This window comes from Streptomyces sp. B5E4, assembly GCF_039871555.1.
Classification (GTDB): domain Bacteria; phylum Actinomycetota; class Actinomycetes; order Streptomycetales; family Streptomycetaceae; genus Streptomyces.
The window spans coordinates 130,810-145,746 of sequence record NZ_JBDPMI010000020.1 but is presented as its reverse complement, the minus strand read 5'-3'; the positions used below and the strand labels follow the sequence as shown (position 1 = coordinate 145,746).

At 72.7% G+C, this 14,937-nt stretch carries 14 protein-coding genes and 1 rRNA gene; 7 read left to right on the top strand and 8 right to left on the bottom strand.

All coding sequences use genetic code 11. The annotated features are described in order from the left end of the window. Positions 1–7: 7 nt before the first annotated feature. Positions 8–124 (top strand): 5S ribosomal RNA (gene rrf, locus ABGA99_RS24185). Positions 125–181: 57 nt separating this feature from the next. Here the strand turns inward: rrf and ABGA99_RS24180 are convergent. The 6 genes from ABGA99_RS24180 to ABGA99_RS24155 form a co-directional block, all read right to left on the bottom strand. Beyond that, on the bottom strand, positions 182–1,690 hold the full coding sequence (locus ABGA99_RS24180; RefSeq protein WP_347583406.1) for a type VI secretion protein: 1,509 nt from the start codon (positions 1,688–1,690) through the stop codon (positions 182–184). A 1-nt stretch (position 1,691) separates the two neighbouring features. Then, the gene (locus tag ABGA99_RS24175; protein WP_347574903.1) at positions 1,692–3,065 is read right to left on the bottom strand and encodes an ATP-binding protein; all 1,374 of its coding nucleotides are present in this window, start codon (positions 3,063–3,065) and stop codon (positions 1,692–1,694) included. A gap of 170 nt (positions 3,066–3,235) precedes the next feature. Next, positions 3,236–4,771, bottom strand: coding sequence for an SCO6880 family protein (locus tag ABGA99_RS24170; RefSeq protein ID WP_347574904.1), 1,536 nt, complete (start codon positions 4,769–4,771; stop codon positions 3,236–3,238). A 6-nt stretch (positions 4,772–4,777) separates the two neighbouring features. Then, positions 4,778–6,100, bottom strand: a complete 1,323-nt coding sequence (locus ABGA99_RS24165; protein ID WP_347574905.1) for a hypothetical protein — start codon at positions 6,098–6,100, stop codon at positions 4,778–4,780. Further along, the gene (locus ABGA99_RS24160) at positions 6,090–6,920 is read right to left on the bottom strand and encodes a hypothetical protein (protein ID WP_347574906.1); all 831 of its coding nucleotides are present in this window, start codon (positions 6,918–6,920) and stop codon (positions 6,090–6,092) included. Before ABGA99_RS24160 ends, ABGA99_RS24165 begins: the two co-directional genes overlap by 11 nt. A 211-nt stretch (positions 6,921–7,131) precedes the next feature. Next, positions 7,132–7,440 (bottom strand): hypothetical protein, encoded by a 309-nt coding sequence (locus tag ABGA99_RS24155; protein WP_018840935.1) that lies wholly within the window; start codon positions 7,438–7,440, stop codon positions 7,132–7,134. A gap of 344 nt (positions 7,441–7,784) precedes the next feature. Here ABGA99_RS24155 and ABGA99_RS24150 point away from each other — a divergent pair, with 344 nt between their 5' ends. From ABGA99_RS24150 to ABGA99_RS24135, 4 genes are all read left to right on the top strand, one after another. After that, on the top strand, positions 7,785–7,970 hold the full coding sequence (locus tag ABGA99_RS24150; RefSeq protein ID WP_347574907.1) for a hypothetical protein: 186 nt from the start codon (positions 7,785–7,787) through the stop codon (positions 7,968–7,970). Between the two features lie 401 nt (positions 7,971–8,371). After that, a complete protein-coding gene (locus ABGA99_RS24145; protein WP_347574908.1) occupies positions 8,372–9,514 on the top strand; it encodes a serine hydrolase domain-containing protein in 1,143 nt (380 codons plus the stop codon). A 47-nt stretch (positions 9,515–9,561) separates the two neighbouring features. Beyond that, positions 9,562–10,548: a bifunctional lytic transglycosylase/C40 family peptidase gene (locus ABGA99_RS24140; protein ID WP_347574909.1), complete on the top strand. Its 987-nt coding sequence runs from the start codon at positions 9,562–9,564 to the stop codon at positions 10,546–10,548. Positions 10,549–10,748: 200 nt separating this feature from the next. Beyond that, entirely contained in the window at positions 10,749–11,489 is a 741-nt protein-coding gene (locus ABGA99_RS24135) for a phosphatase PAP2 family protein (RefSeq protein ID WP_347574910.1), read from the top strand. 117 nt (positions 11,490–11,606) lie between these two features. On the opposite strand, the gene ABGA99_RS24130 is transcribed toward ABGA99_RS24135, so the two are convergent. Together ABGA99_RS24130 and ABGA99_RS24125 are read right to left on the bottom strand one after the other, a co-directional pair. Continuing rightward, a complete protein-coding gene (locus tag ABGA99_RS24130; protein ID WP_347574911.1) occupies positions 11,607–13,166 on the bottom strand; it encodes an FAD-binding oxidoreductase in 1,560 nt (519 codons plus the stop codon). A 69-nt stretch (positions 13,167–13,235) separates the two neighbouring features. Then, positions 13,236–13,451: a hypothetical protein gene (locus ABGA99_RS24125; protein ID WP_347574912.1), complete on the bottom strand. Its 216-nt coding sequence runs from the start codon at positions 13,449–13,451 to the stop codon at positions 13,236–13,238. 93 nt (positions 13,452–13,544) lie between these two features. On the opposite strand from ABGA99_RS24125, the gene ABGA99_RS24120 reads away from it, so the two are divergent. Further along, positions 13,545–14,426, top strand: a complete 882-nt coding sequence (locus tag ABGA99_RS24120; protein WP_347574913.1) for a hypothetical protein — start codon at positions 13,545–13,547, stop codon at positions 14,424–14,426. A 165-nt stretch (positions 14,427–14,591) separates the two neighbouring features. After that, on the top strand, positions 14,592–14,789 hold the full coding sequence (locus ABGA99_RS24115) for a hypothetical protein (RefSeq protein ID WP_326797376.1): 198 nt from the start codon (positions 14,592–14,594) through the stop codon (positions 14,787–14,789). The last annotated feature ends 148 nt before the right edge of the window (positions 14,790–14,937 follow it).

Below are 14,937 nucleotides of genomic sequence, written 5' to 3'. Positions count from 1 at the left end.
ATAGTGTTTCGGTGGTCATAGCGTTGGGGAAACGCCCGGTCTCATTCCGAACCCGGAAGCTAAGCCCGACCGCGCCGATGGTACTGCATGGGGGACCGTGTGGGAGAGTAGGTCACCGCCGAACAATCTTTAGTACTCAACCCCCGGACACCGTCCGGGGGTTGAGTCATTTCTGCACCCCTCACACCCCCAGCGACAGCCCCGGCCAGCGGCTGCGCGCCTGTTCCGGCGAGCGCATCGTGGCCAGTGTCGGCAGTCCCTCGCGGTCGCCTTCGGTGAGGAGGGCGGGGAGCTGGGCGAGGGGCGCGACTGCGGCGACGTCGTCGAGGACGAGGGTGAGTGGTGGGTCGAGCCGGCCGGTGGATGACCCTGCGGCCATGCGGCGGCCGTGCTCGACCACGTCTGTGGCGAGGGCGGTGAGCAGTGGCATCGCACCCGGCCGGGACCGGGGACCCTCGATGGCTTCGCCCACCAGATAAAGCGTTCCCCCTTCGGCGATGAATGACTCCAATACGAGCGAATCTGCTCGGGTCGGTTTGGATGCGTTGCGCATATGGATCGACGACATGCCCTCCAGCGCCGTCGCCACCAGCTCCGCCGCCGCGTCCCGGCGCTCCGGATGCCCGGTCAGCGCCGACTCCAGTTCGCCGGCCGCGCCCGATGCCGCCTCGGGGGCCGAGCGCAGGATGCCCACCGGTTCGTGAGCGCCTGTGCCCTGGGCCCAGCGGTGGACCTGGGCGAAGGGGCGGTCCGCTACGGCGGCGGCGTGGAGCCAGCACGCCAGCATCGTCTCCGCGGTGTCCGCCACCGTCGTGTCCGTACGGTGCTGGGGGCGTACCGGGCGGAGGAGGGCCGCTGCCCGGGCGGAGGCCGTGGCGCGGTCCTTGCAGCCGGTGGCCGGGGACCAGCGGAGACGGTCCGGGGTGTCGCAGAGCTGCCCCGGGTCGTAGACGAGGACGGGGCCGAGCTTGGCGCGGGCGTCCTTGGTGTCCGCCCACAGGGTCGCGTCGGAGGTGATGACGAGCGCCGGGCCCTCTGCCCCCAGCAGCGTCTCCCGGGTGACCGACACCGCCGTCGGGCTGCCCTTGCGGAACACCAGCGGGCCCGCATGCGGCGGCAGTCCGGTCGGGGACTGCGCCGGGCCCTGCCGCGGGACCGTGGGCAGCGGCTGCGTGGGCTGCGGGCGTGGCTCCGGCTGTCGTACGGGCGGTCGGGTCCGGGGCGCGGGCGCCGGGGGCTCCGTGTCCTCGTACCGGTCCTCCAGGCCGTCTGCCAGGGCCTCGTCTCCCGCGGCCGCCTTGCGAGCCGCCGCGCGGCGCGCCCGCCAGCTCGCCAGCGTCGTCATCCCCACGAGCGTGAACGTACCGATCACCATCAACTGGCTGATGAACACGCCCCAGAACAGCCCCCACCCCGACAGGGACGCCGGTGGCGTGTCCGGCCAGGCGGCCGGCAGGTCGTGCGGCTCGGAGACCAGCTCGCGCATCGCCAGCGGCGTCCGCGTGAACGTGACGCCGTCCGGCCACGCGCCGTGCGCCAGCAGCCCGGACAGACCCGTCGCCGTCCACGCCAGGATCGTCAGACCGAGCAGAAACGCCAGAATGCCGAGGAGCAGGGCGTCGGGGATGCCTCGCTCCGGACTGCCCTGCTCCCGTCCGCCCCCGTTTCGTCCACCGCGACCCTGCGCCATCTCAGGCCACCGTCGATTCCTTCGCCCTCACCACCGGACCGGTGTCGTCCGCCGCCTCCAGGGCCGGTACCGGAGAGGACTCCGTCATCGCCCGGTCGGTGAAGACCAGCGGCCGTTCGGCCTCGGTCACCAGGTGCTTGACGACCTGGACATTGCCGTTGACGTCCCAGACGGCGATGCCGGGCGTCAGGGTCGGGATGATCTCGACGGCCCAGCGTGGCAGTCCGAGGACTTTTCCCGTCGCGCGGGCCTCGTCCGCTTTCTGGGCGTAGATCGTACGTGTCGACGCCATCTTCAGGATCGCCGCCGCCTCCCGCGCCGCGGCGCCGTCCACGACGTCCGACAGGTGATGCACGACGGCGACGAAGGACAGGCCGAGCCGGCGGCCGAACTTCAGCAGCCGCTGGAAGAGCTGGGCGACGAAGGGGGAGTTGATGATGTGCCACGCCTCTTCGACCAGGAAGATGCGCTTCTTGCGGTCGGGGCGGATCCAGGTGTGCTCCAGCCACACGCCGACGATCGCCATGAGGATCGGCATGGCGATCGAGTTCCGGTCGATGTGGGAGAGGTCGAAGATGATGAGCGGCGAGTCGAGGTCGATGCCGACGGTCGTCGGGCCGTCGAACATGCCGCGCAGGTCGCCGTCGACGAGGCGGTCGAGGACGAGGGCGACGTCCAGGCCCCAGTTGCGGACGTCCTCGACGTCGACGTTCATGGCCTCGGCGGCCGTCGGCGCGGGGTGGCGAAGCTGCTCGACGATGTCGGTGAGCACCGGCTGGCGGTCGGTGACGGTCCCGGTGACGTGCCCGTGGGCGACCTTGAGGGCGAAGCCGGAGCGCTCGTCGAGGCCGCTGCCGGTGGCGACTTCGATGATCGTACGGAGCAGGGCGAGCTGGCCGGTGGTGGTGATCGCCGGGTCGAGCGGGTTGAGGCGGATGCCGCTGTCGAGGGCGGCGAGGGGGTCGAGGCGGATGGGGGTGATGCCGAGCTCCTGCGCGATGAGCGCCCATTCGCCGACGCCGTCCTCGCCCTGGGCGTCGAGCACGACGACCTGGCGGTCGCGGAAGCGCAGTTGGCGCAGGACGTAGGTCTTCTCCAGCGCGGACTTGCCGTTACCGGACTCGCCGAGCACCAGCCAGTGCGGCGCGGGGAGCTGCTGGCCGTAGAGCTGGAAGGGGTCGTAGATGTAGCCCTTGCCGCTGTAGACCTCGCGGCCGATGATCACGCCGGAGTCGCCCAGGCCGGGCGCGGCGGTGGGGAGATAGACGGCCTGCGCCTGCGCGGAGGAAGTGCGCACGGGCAGCCGCTGGGTCTCCGTCTTGCCGAAGACGAAGCCCGCGAAGGCGCGCGTCGCCAGATCGAGGAGGTCGGCCATGGGGGGTCACCTGATCCCGGTCGCGAAGGGCGGGGTGCTGACGAACGCGCGGTGGTGTCGGCGCTCGCACGGGGTGCCCTTCCGGGCGGGGACCGGGGCGTGGGGCGACGGGGCGCGGTGCGCCACGCGTTCCCTGTCGTAGGGGAGCATCAACCGCTGGGCCATGGGGGTCACCTGATCCCGGTCGCGAAAGGCAGGGTGTTCACGAAGGCGCGGTGGTGCTCTCTGTCGCACCATTCCAGTTTCAGGTATGACTTCCCCGCCGAGGCGCGGATCGTGCGCTTGTCGCGGGCGAGTGCTTCGGGGGAGCGGGCGGAGACCGTGAGGTAGCCGACGATGTTGACGCCGGCGGCGCCGGAGGCGAGGTCCTCGCCGCGTTGGTCGATGCGCTCGTGGTGGGCGATGTCCCGGGGGTCGACGACGCGGTTCATCTTCGCCTGCCGGGACGCCTCGGCGTCGTCGTTGGTCTTCTCCGTCAGCATCCGCTCGATGGCCACTTCTGTGGGCTCCAGGTCCATGCATACGGCGACCGTGCGGATGACGTCCGGGGTGTGGACGAGGAGCGGGGCGAGGAAGTTGACGCCGACCGGGGTCATCGGCCATTCCTTCACCCACGCAGTGGAGTGGCACCAGGGGTCGCGGGTCGCCGACTCGCGGGTCTTGGCGCGCAGGTACTGCGGGTCTACGGCGTCCAGTTCGGCCGGCCAGGCGTTGCGCTGGGTCATGGCCTGAATGTGGTCGATGGGGTGGTCCGGGTCGTACATGGAGTGCACGAGGGCCGACAGGCGTGCGATGCCCAGCGGCTGGCGTACGCGGATGTCGGCCTCGGCGAGACGGGCGCAGATGTCGCCCAGCTCCCGGGCCATGATGACGGCGATGCACTCGTCGCGGCTCTGCTTGGTCGCGCGGCCCATGACCGTGGCCTCCTGGCCGAGGTCGCGGGTGTAGGGCATACAGGCGACGAGGTAGGCGCGGTGCTGCTCGGAGGAGGTGGAGACCATGGACTGGAGCTGGTCGTACGAGCCCTTTATCCACTGCGGCGCGCGCGGATCGCCGCGCTGCGAGACGTCCTTGGCGTGCGCGTCGGGGTCGGCGGGCAGCGTACGGGCGAGCATCTGCAGGCGGCGTACGAAGCCGTCGCCGTTGGCGGCGTGCTTGAGCAGCGTGCCGAAGCGGTCGACGAGGGCTTCCTGGTCCTCGCTGTCGCGCAGGCCGACGCCGGGGCCCTCGATCTCTATGACGGCGGTGACCGTGCGGCGGTCCGCGTGCAGCAGGACGGCGATCTCGTCGGGGCCGAAGGGGGCGACCATCCAGTTGATGCGGCCGATGCCGGGAGGGGTACCGACGGCGACCTCCTCGCCGCTGAGGCGGGTGCCGGCTTCCTGGGCGCCGGAGCGGTAGACGGCGGCGCCGCTGCGCAGGAGGCGGCGGTGGCTGCGGCTGATCTCGAACCAGCGGTAGAAGGTGCGGCCGCGGTACGGGACGTAGACGGCGGCGAGGGCGAGCATCGGGAAGCCCATGAGCAGCACGATGCGCAGCGTCAGCACGGGGACGAGGAGGCCGCACATCATGCCGAGGAAGGCGCCGCCGATGATCATGCCGATCTCGCCGGTCTCGCGGTTGCGGCCGACGATGGCGTTGGGGCGGGCCTTGCCGATGAGGTACGTGCGACGGGGGGTGATCGGTGGTGTGTCGTGCGTGGTCACCGCAGGTCACCTCCTGTTTCCGGGCGGCTGGGCGGACTGCGGGGGCGTGCTGCGGCCGCCTTGCGAGCCGGAGCCGGAGCTGTGGTTGGCGGTGCTGGGCTTGGGCGGGGCGGACTGCTGCGGGCGCGTGCTGTGGGCGGAGACGCCGCCGGCGACGGGGTTGGCGGGCTTGGCGGCGGAGCGGGACTCGCCGGTGGCGCCGCCGGCCGGGCCGGAGGACGAGGTGCGGGAGCCGTGGGTCTTCATGCCGGCGGTGACGAGGGCGGCGGGGGTGGCCATGACGGCGGAGGCGGGGTTGGCGGAGGTGGCGCGGCGGCCCTGCTTGGCGGTCATGATCTCGTCGCCGAAGCCGGGCACGAAGCGGTAGATCATCGCGCTGGCGAAGATGGCGAGCAGGATGATCGCGAGGCCGGAGACGACGGCGGAGAAGGCGTCGGGTCCTTCCTCGGCGGAGAGGGCGCCGGCGAGGCCCAGGACGATGACGATGACCGGCTTGACGAGGATCACGGCGATCATGATCCCGGCCCAGCGGCGGACGTGGTGCCACATGTTCTTGTCGACGAGCCCGGCGTAGACGGCGGTGCCGAGGAGGGCGCCGACGTAGAGGAGCGCCGCGCGGATGACGAGCTCCAGCCAGAGCACGCCCGCGGCGAGCACGGACACGAGCGAGACGACGATGAGCATGATCGGCCCGCCGCCGATGTCCTCGCCCTTCTTGAGCGCTTCGGAGAAGCCGCCGAAGAAGGTGTCGGTATTGGACGACGTACCGGAGGCGATGGCTTCGGTGACGGAGTCGGTGGCGGTGACGAGGGTGTAGAGGACGAGGGGGGTGAAGGCGGAGGCGAGGACGGTGAGCCAGAGGAAGCCGATGGCCTCGCCGAGGGCTTCGCCGAGGGGGGCGCCGCGGATGGCGCGCTTGGCGACGGCGAGGAGCCAGAGGGTGAGGGTGAGGATGGTGGAGGCGGCGAAGACGACGGCGTACTGGCGCAGGAAGGTGGCGTTGGTGAAGTCGACGGTGGTGGTGGAGGTGACGGCGTCGGAGAGCTTGTCGATGGTCCAGGCGGCGGCTTCGGCACACCCCTTCGCCAACGAGGACAGCGGATCGACGGATTCGGTGACGTCTCCCGGCGAGTTGGGCGCGGAGCGGCCGCCGTCGTCTTCCTTTTCGCAGTAGTCCCGGGCGGGGCCGATGAGGCTGTCGCAGGCGCCGCCGTCGTCCTGCGCGGGTACGGCACCGAGGGCGCGGGGGGCGGCGAGCAGCAGGGTGGCCTGCGCGCCGGCGAGCAGGGTCAGGGCTGAGGCGACGCGGCGCCGCGGGCTACCGGGCATAGGTGAAGCCTCCGAACTGCTCGACGGCGTCCTCGATCTGCTCGTCGGTCGCCGCCGGTACGTCACCGGGGACGGGGGCAGGGCCCCGCTTCTGGGAGTCGGCGGCGATCTTCCAGTCGCCGTCCGACCACTGGAGTTCGAAGGTCCAGGTGTGCCAGGTGGTGCGTACGGGCACGTCCGAATCGGGACCCGCCAGGCCGATCAGGCCGGTGTACCAGACGGCGACGGTGGCCGTGCCGTCCTCGTACTCCTTGACGGTCGTGCCGATCGGGATGGTCCGGGAGATGAAGGTCATGCCGGAGGGCGGCTCGCCCTCGGCGTCGAGGCCGAGATTGGCGAGGAAGTCTTCGGTGTACGCCGCGTCCATGCCGGTCTTGGTCTTCTCGGCCAGATCCGGGGTGTACAGGGCGTCGACCAGCTCGTGCCGGCCTTCTGGCGTGAACATCTGGTCGCCGCCGAGCGCGACGGCGAAGTTCGCCGCCGCCGACTGGGCGCCCGCTGTGGTCTGGGGGAAGCCTGCGGGGATGCCGTCGGTGGTGTTCTTGACGGGGGCGTCGCCTGTGGGGGAGGTGGGTTGCGCCGTGGTGTCGGGGTCGGCCGTGGATTCGGGGTCGTCTTCGGTGTTGCCGCCGCGGTTTGCGAAGGCGATGGCGGCGATCAGGAGGACCACCACGCCCACGACCGTGACCATCGCGCGGGAGGGCGAGACGCGGCCGCCGCGGCGGGTGCCGTAGCGGGCGTCGTTGTCGCCCTCGGCGAAGCGGGTGCGGGTGCCGGGTTCGGAGGTGGCGTAGTCGGCGTAGTCGTCGTCGTGGCTCATGCCGGGTCCCCCCCTCCGTGCGCCGGTGCCGCGTTGCACCGGCGTGCCGTGGGCACAAGAAGGTAGCGGTGCGCCGTCTGACGTCCTACGGGGGTCCCCGGACCGCGGCCGGGGGGTGGTTGCCTCCCGGGTCGCGGGCTCGGGCGACGTCCCGCCGCCGTGTGCCGCACCGCCGTTCGCCGTACGCCTGGCCCTGAAGTCACGGCCCGGCCTACACCGCCATTCCGTACACGATCGTGAACACGGTGCCGAGGGAGCCGATGATGAACACTCCCGTCAGACCCGCCACGATCAGCCCCTTGCCCTGCTCCGCGCTGAACGTGTCGCGCAGCGCGGTCGCGCCGATGCGCTGCTTGGCCGCGCCCCAGATCGCGATGCCCAGGCACAGCAGGATCGCGACGGCCATGACCACTTCGATCATCACGCGCGCTTCTTGGCCCAGGCTTCCGAAGGGGCCCCAGTCAGGGGCGATCCCGCCGATGATGGTGTTGATGTCGCCCTTGTCGGCTGCCAGGAACATGTCGTAACTCACCGCCCCATGCGCTGTGTTGCCGTCCGGTGTGGACGGCAGGAGTCATTGTCCATCCTCCCTGATGATGCCCTCGTGAGAGTCGATTTGGCGTCAACCGCGGGGATTTCACAAGGGTGTTCGGCGCTCACCACTGGCTTTCCTGTGTGTATCACGTTAGGTGACTATTGGCAACGCTGCGTGCCTGCGGGGCCGGGGAGGCGATCGGCTTGTCCGACCTGTGTCGAATCGGAGTATGTGAAGAGTCGCCGTCGCGGTGACGGGCGCCGGGCGGGCCTCGTTGGTGGATTTGACTCAAACAGGCCCTAGGGAAGGCGGCGGATGTGTTCGAAGGGATGACGGTCGTCTCGGGGGTAGTGGTGCTCGTCGGCGCGGTCAGCGGTGTCGGGGCGTCCCTGCACGAGGCGGGAGGGCCGGAGGTGTCGGCGGCTGCGGCGGAGGTGGCGGACGCGGCCGGGGCGGGCTCGTCGGAGACGGCGCCGGGCGCGGAGGCCGGCGGGCCGGTGCCTGACACGGCCTGACGCGGGCGCGCCCGCCGGCCGCCGGGGTGCGGTGGCGGGCGGGCGCGGAGCGGGTCGTACGCGGGGGTGCGCCGGCGGCGCGTCCAAGTGCCTTGTACGGGCTGGCCGATGGGGCGCATGACGACCGTGTTGACGTCGACGCCCTCCGGCTGGTTCAGCGCCCCGACGATCGACTCGGCGACCTGGTCGGAGGCCATCATCTCCATGCCCTCCGGCGCCCCGCCCATGCCGTTTGGAGTGTTCTCTATGTCAACACCTCAGGTGAGGGCGGACGCAGGTGGCCGTGCGGTACGGGCGGGGGTGGTGCTGGCGCCACCACGGGTCCGGCGGTCGGCACCAGTGATCACCGGGCGTACGGGGACGAGGGTGGAGCCCGCCACACCACGACCCAGGGAGACACCGTGAACCGCACCCGCACCGCCGCCCGCCGCGCCGGGGCCGCAGCCCTCCTCGCCGCCGTCGTTACCGGCGCCGCCGCGCCCGTCGCCGCCGCCCACGGCGCCGGGACCGCCCCCGACCCCGTACAGAGCCGCCTCGACGCCCTCGTCGAGCGCGACGGCGTCCCCGGCGCCCTCGCCTACGACGGGCGCACGACCCGTACCGCGGGCATCGCCGACACCGCGACCGGGCGGCCCATGGTCGGCGCCGAGGGCCGCTACCGGATGGCCAGCAACACCAAGGCGTTCACCGCCACCGCCGTGATGCGGCTGGTCGCCGCGGGCGAGGTGCGGCTCGACGCGCCCGCCGCGCGGTACGTGCCGCAGCTCGCGGGCACCGGCGTCACCGTGCGGCACCTGCTCAAGCAGACCAGCGGGCTGCCGGAGTACCTGCAGTTCGTCGACTGGAGCCGCGCCGCCACCGAGGAGGAGTACCTCGCGCTCGCCCTCGACCACCCCGCCGACTTCGAACCCGGCGCCCGCTGGGGCTACTCCAACACCAACTACCTCGCGCTCGGCCTGTTGATGAATCGTGTCACCGGCGAGGACTACCGCACGTACATCGAACGCACCCTCATCGAGCCCCTGCAACTGAAGGACACGTACTGGCCCGCGAAGGGCGAGCTGACGATACGCGGCCCGCACGCCCGCAACTACGGCGTCCATCCGATCGATCCCGAGGCCGGCGTCACCGACGTGACCGAGCTGCCCGGCTACGAGTTCGGTGCCTCCGGTGGCCTCGTGACCACGCCGAAGGACCAGAACGCCTTCTGGAACGCACTCTTCGGCGGCAGACTGCTGCCCGGCTGGGCGCTGCGGACGATGACGCACGACACCACCGACGTCGGCGGCCAGGACACCTACCCCGAGGGCAGCCGGTACGGCTACGGCGTCGCGTCGTTCCCGCTGAGCTGCGGCGGCGTGTACTGGGGCCACGGCGGCGACCTGCCGGGCGACTCCGTCGCCGGCGGGCGGGCCGACCGGGGCCGCGGGACGGTCACCGTCTACACGACGACGTGGGCCGCCGAGGGCGACCGGCTGGCGGACCTGCAGGGGGCGGCCGACGCGGCGCTGTGCGCGAAGGGCCGTACGGGCAAGGGACGTTGAGCAGGGAACGGGCAGACAGCCGGGGCCCGATGAGGGATGGTTGAGGGGTGCGCAAGCTCTGGCTGTTCGTGGCGCTGGGGTCGGGGATGGTCCTGTCGTTCCTGGCCCTGCTCGTCGTCGGCACGTACACCGCCGCGTCCGGCATCGCCGCCCGCGGCGTCGGCCTGGCGAAGGGCGCCGTGCCCGCGACGTACCAGTCGCTGGTGCAGGAGTGGGGCAACCTCTGCCCGGCCCTCAACCCCGCCCTGCTCGCCGCGCAGTTGTACCAGGAGAGCGGCTGGGACCCCAACGCCGTCAGCCCCGCCGACGCGCGCGGCATCGCGCAGTTCATGCCCGGCACCTGGGCCACCCACGGCATCGACGCCAACGGCGACGGCGAGCGCAACATCAACGACCCCGAGGACGCCATCCCTTCGGCGGCCACGTACGACTGCAAGCTCGCCGGCTACGTCGAGGACGTGCCCGGCGACCCGACCGACAACATGCTCGCTGCGTACAACGCCGGCCCGTACGCCGTCATCAAGTACAACGGCGTGCCCCCGTACCGCGAGACGCAGAACTACGTGCAGATCATCAGCGCCCTGGAGGAGAGCTTCGCCGCCCCCACCTCCCGCCTGTCGCCCTCGAAGCAGGCCGCCGGCGCCATCCACTACGCGCAGGACAAGCTCGGGACTCCCTATCTGTGGGGCGGTGACGGCACGCCGGAGGAAGGCGGCCGGTTCGACTGTTCGGGTCTGACGAAGGCCGCGTACGCCTCGGTGGACATCGAGCTGCCGCGGGTGGCGAACGACCAGTGGAACGCCGGGCCGCACCCCGGCAGGGACGAACTGCTGCCCGGCGACCTGGTGTTCTTCGCGTACGACATGAACGACTCGCGCTCCATCCACCACGTCGGCCTGTATGTGGGGGGCGGCTACATGATCGACGCCCCTTACACCGGAGCCGTGATCCGCTTCGATCCGATCGACTCGCCCGACTACTTCGGCGCGACCCGGGTCACCGAGGCCGGCGCCGAGGCGCTGCCGAAGCGCTGACGTGCGACGGGCCGCCGCGCGGGGGTGTCGTACGGGCCGCACGGACGGTCACTCTTCGATAACCTCCCGGTGATCTTTCGGTCGCAGCCGGAACGCCGACCGCCGTGGCGCCGTTGCAAAGGGCGAGCGGGACCGTTGCAATAGGGAAGACGGCATTCGCCGATCAGCGGGAAACGGGTGGGGAGAGGAGCCGAGTGGACATGCGTTCGCTGCACCTGGCGGGGGCACCCCCGAGCGGGTCGAACGCCGACGTTTCCGTGCTGTTCGACATCAACGGCGTCGCGGACTCCACGCCGCCCTGGTTCGACCGCGGGGCGGCGTTCCTTGGCGAGTACGGGCTGATCGGGCTGCTGGGCGTGCTGCTGGTCGTGTGCTGGTGGCGCGTGCGCCGGCGTACGGGCGCGGTGCCGGCCGTGGCCGCGCTGCTGTGGGGCCCGCTGGCGGCGGCGCTCGCGCTGCTGGCGAACATGCCGATCCGCGCGATCGTGGAGCGCCCGCGCCCGTTCCGGGAGCACGAGGGCCTGGAGGTCCTGCTCCCCGGCACGACCGGGTACTCCTTCGTCAGCGACCACACCTCGGTCGCCATGGCGCTGGCGGTCGGCATCTTCATGGCGAGCAAGCGGTACGGGCTCGCCGCGCTGGCGCTGGCGCTGCTGGAGGCGCTGAGCCGGGTCTACCTGGGCGTGCACTACCCCTCGGACGTCGTCGGCGGCATCGCCCTCGGCACGTCGGTGGCGCTGCTGCTGGCGCCGGCGGCGACGGCCGGGCTGATGCCCCTGGTGAGACGGGCGCCCGAGTGGCTCGTCGGCGACCCGGACGCGGCGGACGCCGGGCCGGACCGGGACCCGGCGACCGGGCCCGGCGCGGTCCCGGCGGCGCGGACGGAGCCGCTGGAACGCGGCGGCGGAGGCGGCCGGGACGGCGACGAGTTGGCGGCGTAGCGGGTACGGCGGCGGGCTCCCGGGCGGCTACGGCGGCCGGGGCCCGGGGCGTACGGCAGCACTCCCCGCCGGGCGCGCGCGCCAACGCGCCCCCCGAAGTGCTCCGCGCCTGGGCGCCTACACCGCCTGGTCGAAGTCGAACAGCCGCTCCGGGTCGTACCGGTCCTTCACCTTCGCCAGCCGCTCCGCCGCCGGCCCGTAGTACGCGCCGCGCCACTTCCGCAGTTCCGGATCCGTGTAGTTCTGGTACGCCGCCCCCGAGGCGTGCTCCCGCATCGCCGCGTGCGTGTCCGCCAGCCAGCGCTCGCCGGGGCCGCCGTCCTCGCCCTCGTCCCACGACGAGATGTACTGCGCGAGCACCCGCGACCCCCGGTGCACGAACGCCGTGTCCGCCACCGGCACCCGGTTCACCGCCCCGCCCAGCGCCGTGAGGATGAACAGCGCGTCCGCCGCCCGCGACGCCTTCTCCGCCCGGTCCAGCAGCGTGCCGATGCCGCCGGCGCCGAGCGGCTCGTCGTAGAAGTCGGAGCGCGCCGCGAACGTGTCGCGCTGCATGATGCCGCGCGCGTTGCGGCCCGGGACGCTGCCCTGCAGCCGGCACTGCTCGCGGTCGGCCTGGGCGCAGCCCGCGTACGAGCGCATGGCGTGGATGTACGACTGCGGGCCGATGGAGACGTCCTCGGCGGGTCCGGGGCCGCCGGCCTGGTCGGCGAGGAAGTCGACGGCGGTGTGCATGTCGTCCTCGGTGCCCAGCGACAGCGCGGCCACGGAGATCGTCGGCTCGCCGCCGCGGGTGTTGCCGAAGTGCACCGCGGACCACAGCTCGTCGGGCTGGTCGGGGCCCCACCGCTGCCAGGTGGTCAGCAGCGCCTCGGCCTTCGACCAGGGCCACACCATGTTCGCGGCGACGACGTCCGCGGCCTCGCGGGTGTCGTAGCGCAGTTCGGTGACGACCCCGAAGTTGCCGCCGCCGGCGCCGCGCAGCGCCCAGAACAGGTCCTCGTTCTCGTCCGCCGAGCACTCGACGGTCTTGCCGTCGGCGGTGACGACGGTGGCGCCGCGGAGGTGGTCGCAGGTGAGCCCGTACGCGCGCGAGACGACCCCGTGGCCGCCGCCGAGGGTGAGGCCCGCCATGCCGACCGTGGCGCAGGAGCCGGCGGGTATGGTCCGGCCGCGGACGGCGAGGGCCTCGTAGACGTCGATGGTGCGCGCCCCCGCGCCGACGGTCGCGGTGTCGGAGTCGGCGTCGATGCCGGAGAGGGCCGAGACGTCGACGACGAGGTGGCCGTTGCCGCTGGAGAAGCCGGCGTAGGAGTGGCCGCCGCTGCGGACGGAGACGGGGACGCCGGCGGCGCGGGCGAAGCGCAGGCACTCGGCGGCGTCGTCGGCGTGGTCGACGTAGGCGACGGCGGCGGGGCGCAGGTCGTCGAAGCGGGTGTTGTACTGCTGGGCGGCGACGCGGTAGTCGTCGTGCCCGGGGAGGACGAGGCGGCCGGCGAGGGACTGCGCGAGCGCGGGCCAGTCCGGCGGTCCTGTCGTCGGGCCGCTGCTGCCGGAGCCGGAGCCGCTGGGCTTGGGGTCGGGCTTCCCACCGTCGTCGTCGCCCGAGCAGCCGGCGACGCCGGCGGCGCCCACGCCGGCGGCGAGGGCGGTACGGAGCACTGTGCGCCTGTCCATCGGGACAGCACAGCGTATGGAGTCCACCCTTCGCTACCCCCAAGTAGCAACGCCTGCCGGTACGCGCCCTCAGCCGATCCCGTCCGGCAGGTGGTCCGCGGCGTCCGTACGGGCGCGGGAGCGGGCGCGGCGGGCCGGCCCCGTCCAGCCGCAGGTGCACCGGGCGTAGGCGAACGCGCCCTGCTCGGCGGTCGACGTACGGTGCGTCCCGCCGCCGTACGGGCCGTCGGAACCCGCGCCGCCCTGGGGGTCACCCGGCCCGTCGCCGGGTCCGTCGCTGAGCACGCGGTCACGGTACCGCGGTGGGACAGACCGTGACGGTGCCCCCTCCACATCGTTAAGCGAACCGGAGGAAACACCGGCCGGGGGTAGCGAGAGATGGCGGCGGAACAGCGGCGGACCGTACGTACCGGCACCACGCCCGCGCGCCCCGGTGCCGCCCCCGCGGCCCGGCCCGCGCTCGCGCTCCTCGGCGTGCTCGCCGCGGCGGCCCTGTCCGCCACCGCCGGCTGCTCGGAGAGCGGCGCCGCGGCCGACGAACACCCGGGCGGCGACCCGCTCACCGCCGTGCAGCGCGCCGCCGACGCGCTGGCGGGCGCGGGCAGTTCCCGGGCGCGTACGGCGATGGAGATGATCAGCGGCGGCACCCGGGTCACCGTCAGCGGCGACGGCGCCTTCGACTACGCGGGCCGGCGCGGCCTGCTGCGGGTGGTGATGCCGCAGGCGGAGGAGGAGCCGATCACGGAGCTGTACGCGGGCGGTGAGCTGTACATGAAGAACCGCGGCGCCGGCGTCCCCGCCGACAAGTGGCTCCGGCTCGACACGACCCGGCTCTCCGACGGCAACCTCGTCACGAATGGCGCCACCGACCCGCTGACCGCCGCGGAACTGCTGCGCGGCGCCCGGGAGGTGCGGTACGTGGGCCAGGAGCGGGTCGGCGACAGCGTCGTCCGGCACTACGAGGGCACGGCCGACCTCCACCGCGCCGCCCGCGCGGCGTCCCCGTACGCGCGCGGTGCGCTGGCGGCCGCGGCCGACGGGTTCGTCCAGGACGCGGTGCCGTTCGACGCGTATCTGGACGAGGCCGGCCGGCCGCGCCGGGTGCGGCACGAGTTCGCGCTGTCCGGCGACTCACCGGTGCGGGTGGCGTCGACCGTCGAAACCTACGATTTCGGGGCGCCGGCCGAGGTGGCGCTGCCCGCCGAGCGCGACATCTATGCCGGAACGGTTCGGCAGGGCCGCCAACAGCCCGCGCCCTAGCGGGAGTTGATTCCGGCCGTTTGCGCGGGGGCGTCGGGATTCGCCCGGGAAGGCCGGGGCCGTAAATGGTCCAGACGTGTCATGCGCGGACTGTGCCGCCCTACCTACTCTGAGCGGTGAGCCCGGCTGCCGGCGGGTGTGCAAGGGGAAGTGGGGTGATTGCACGTGGGTCGGGGGTCGGCCGTCCAGGACCATGTGGCTCTCGCCGAAATCGAGTTGTGCGGTGAATTGATCATCGCGGCGACGAGCGCACCGGAAGAGCGGCTGAGCGACGACCGCATCGACGAAGTGCTGAGGGTGGAAGCCGAGCGGCGCGGCTCCGAGCTGGACCGCAGGCGCGGCCGGCAGGAGATCACGCCGTAGCGACGGGGCATGTGGCGCCGCGGAGCGGCGCGCGGGGTACCTGACGCAGGGGAACGCGGCGCAGAAGCCCGGCGCGGGAGCGCGCGGCGGAGCGGGCCGCGGGCGCTGCGCGCGGCACGTACGCGCGCAGCAGCGGCGCCGGCCGCCC

Bases quoted from the DNA above. Each gene is read 5' to 3' on its own strand.
- ABGA99_RS24150 (WP_347574907.1), top strand. From the start codon at position 7,785: ATGACGGTCGTCTCGGGGGTAGTGGTGCTCGTCGGCGCGGTCAGCGGT.
- ABGA99_RS24120 (WP_347574913.1), top strand. From the start codon at position 13,545: ATGGCGGCGGAACAGCGGCGGACCGTACGTACCGGCACCACGCCCGCG.
- ABGA99_RS24155 (WP_018840935.1), bottom strand. From the start codon at position 7,440: ATGTTCCTGGCAGCCGACAAGGGCGACATCAACACCATCATCGGCGGG.
- ABGA99_RS24175 (WP_347574903.1), bottom strand. From the start codon at position 3,065: ATGGCCGACCTCCTCGATCTGGCGACGCGCGCCTTCGCGGGCTTCGTC.
- ABGA99_RS24180 (WP_347583406.1), bottom strand. From the start codon at position 1,690: ATGGCGCAGGGTCGCGGTGGACGAAACGGGGGCGGACGGGAGCAGGGC.
- ABGA99_RS24165 (WP_347574905.1), bottom strand. From the start codon at position 6,100: ATGCCCGGTAGCCCGCGGCGCCGCGTCGCCTCAGCCCTGACCCTGCTC.
- ABGA99_RS24130 (WP_347574911.1), bottom strand. From the start codon at position 13,166: ATGGACAGGCGCACAGTGCTCCGTACCGCCCTCGCCGCCGGCGTGGGC.
- ABGA99_RS24135 (WP_347574910.1), top strand. From the start codon at position 10,749: ATGCGTTCGCTGCACCTGGCGGGGGCACCCCCGAGCGGGTCGAACGCC.
- ABGA99_RS24160 (WP_347574906.1), bottom strand. From the start codon at position 6,920: ATGAGCCACGACGACGACTACGCCGACTACGCCACCTCCGAACCCGGC.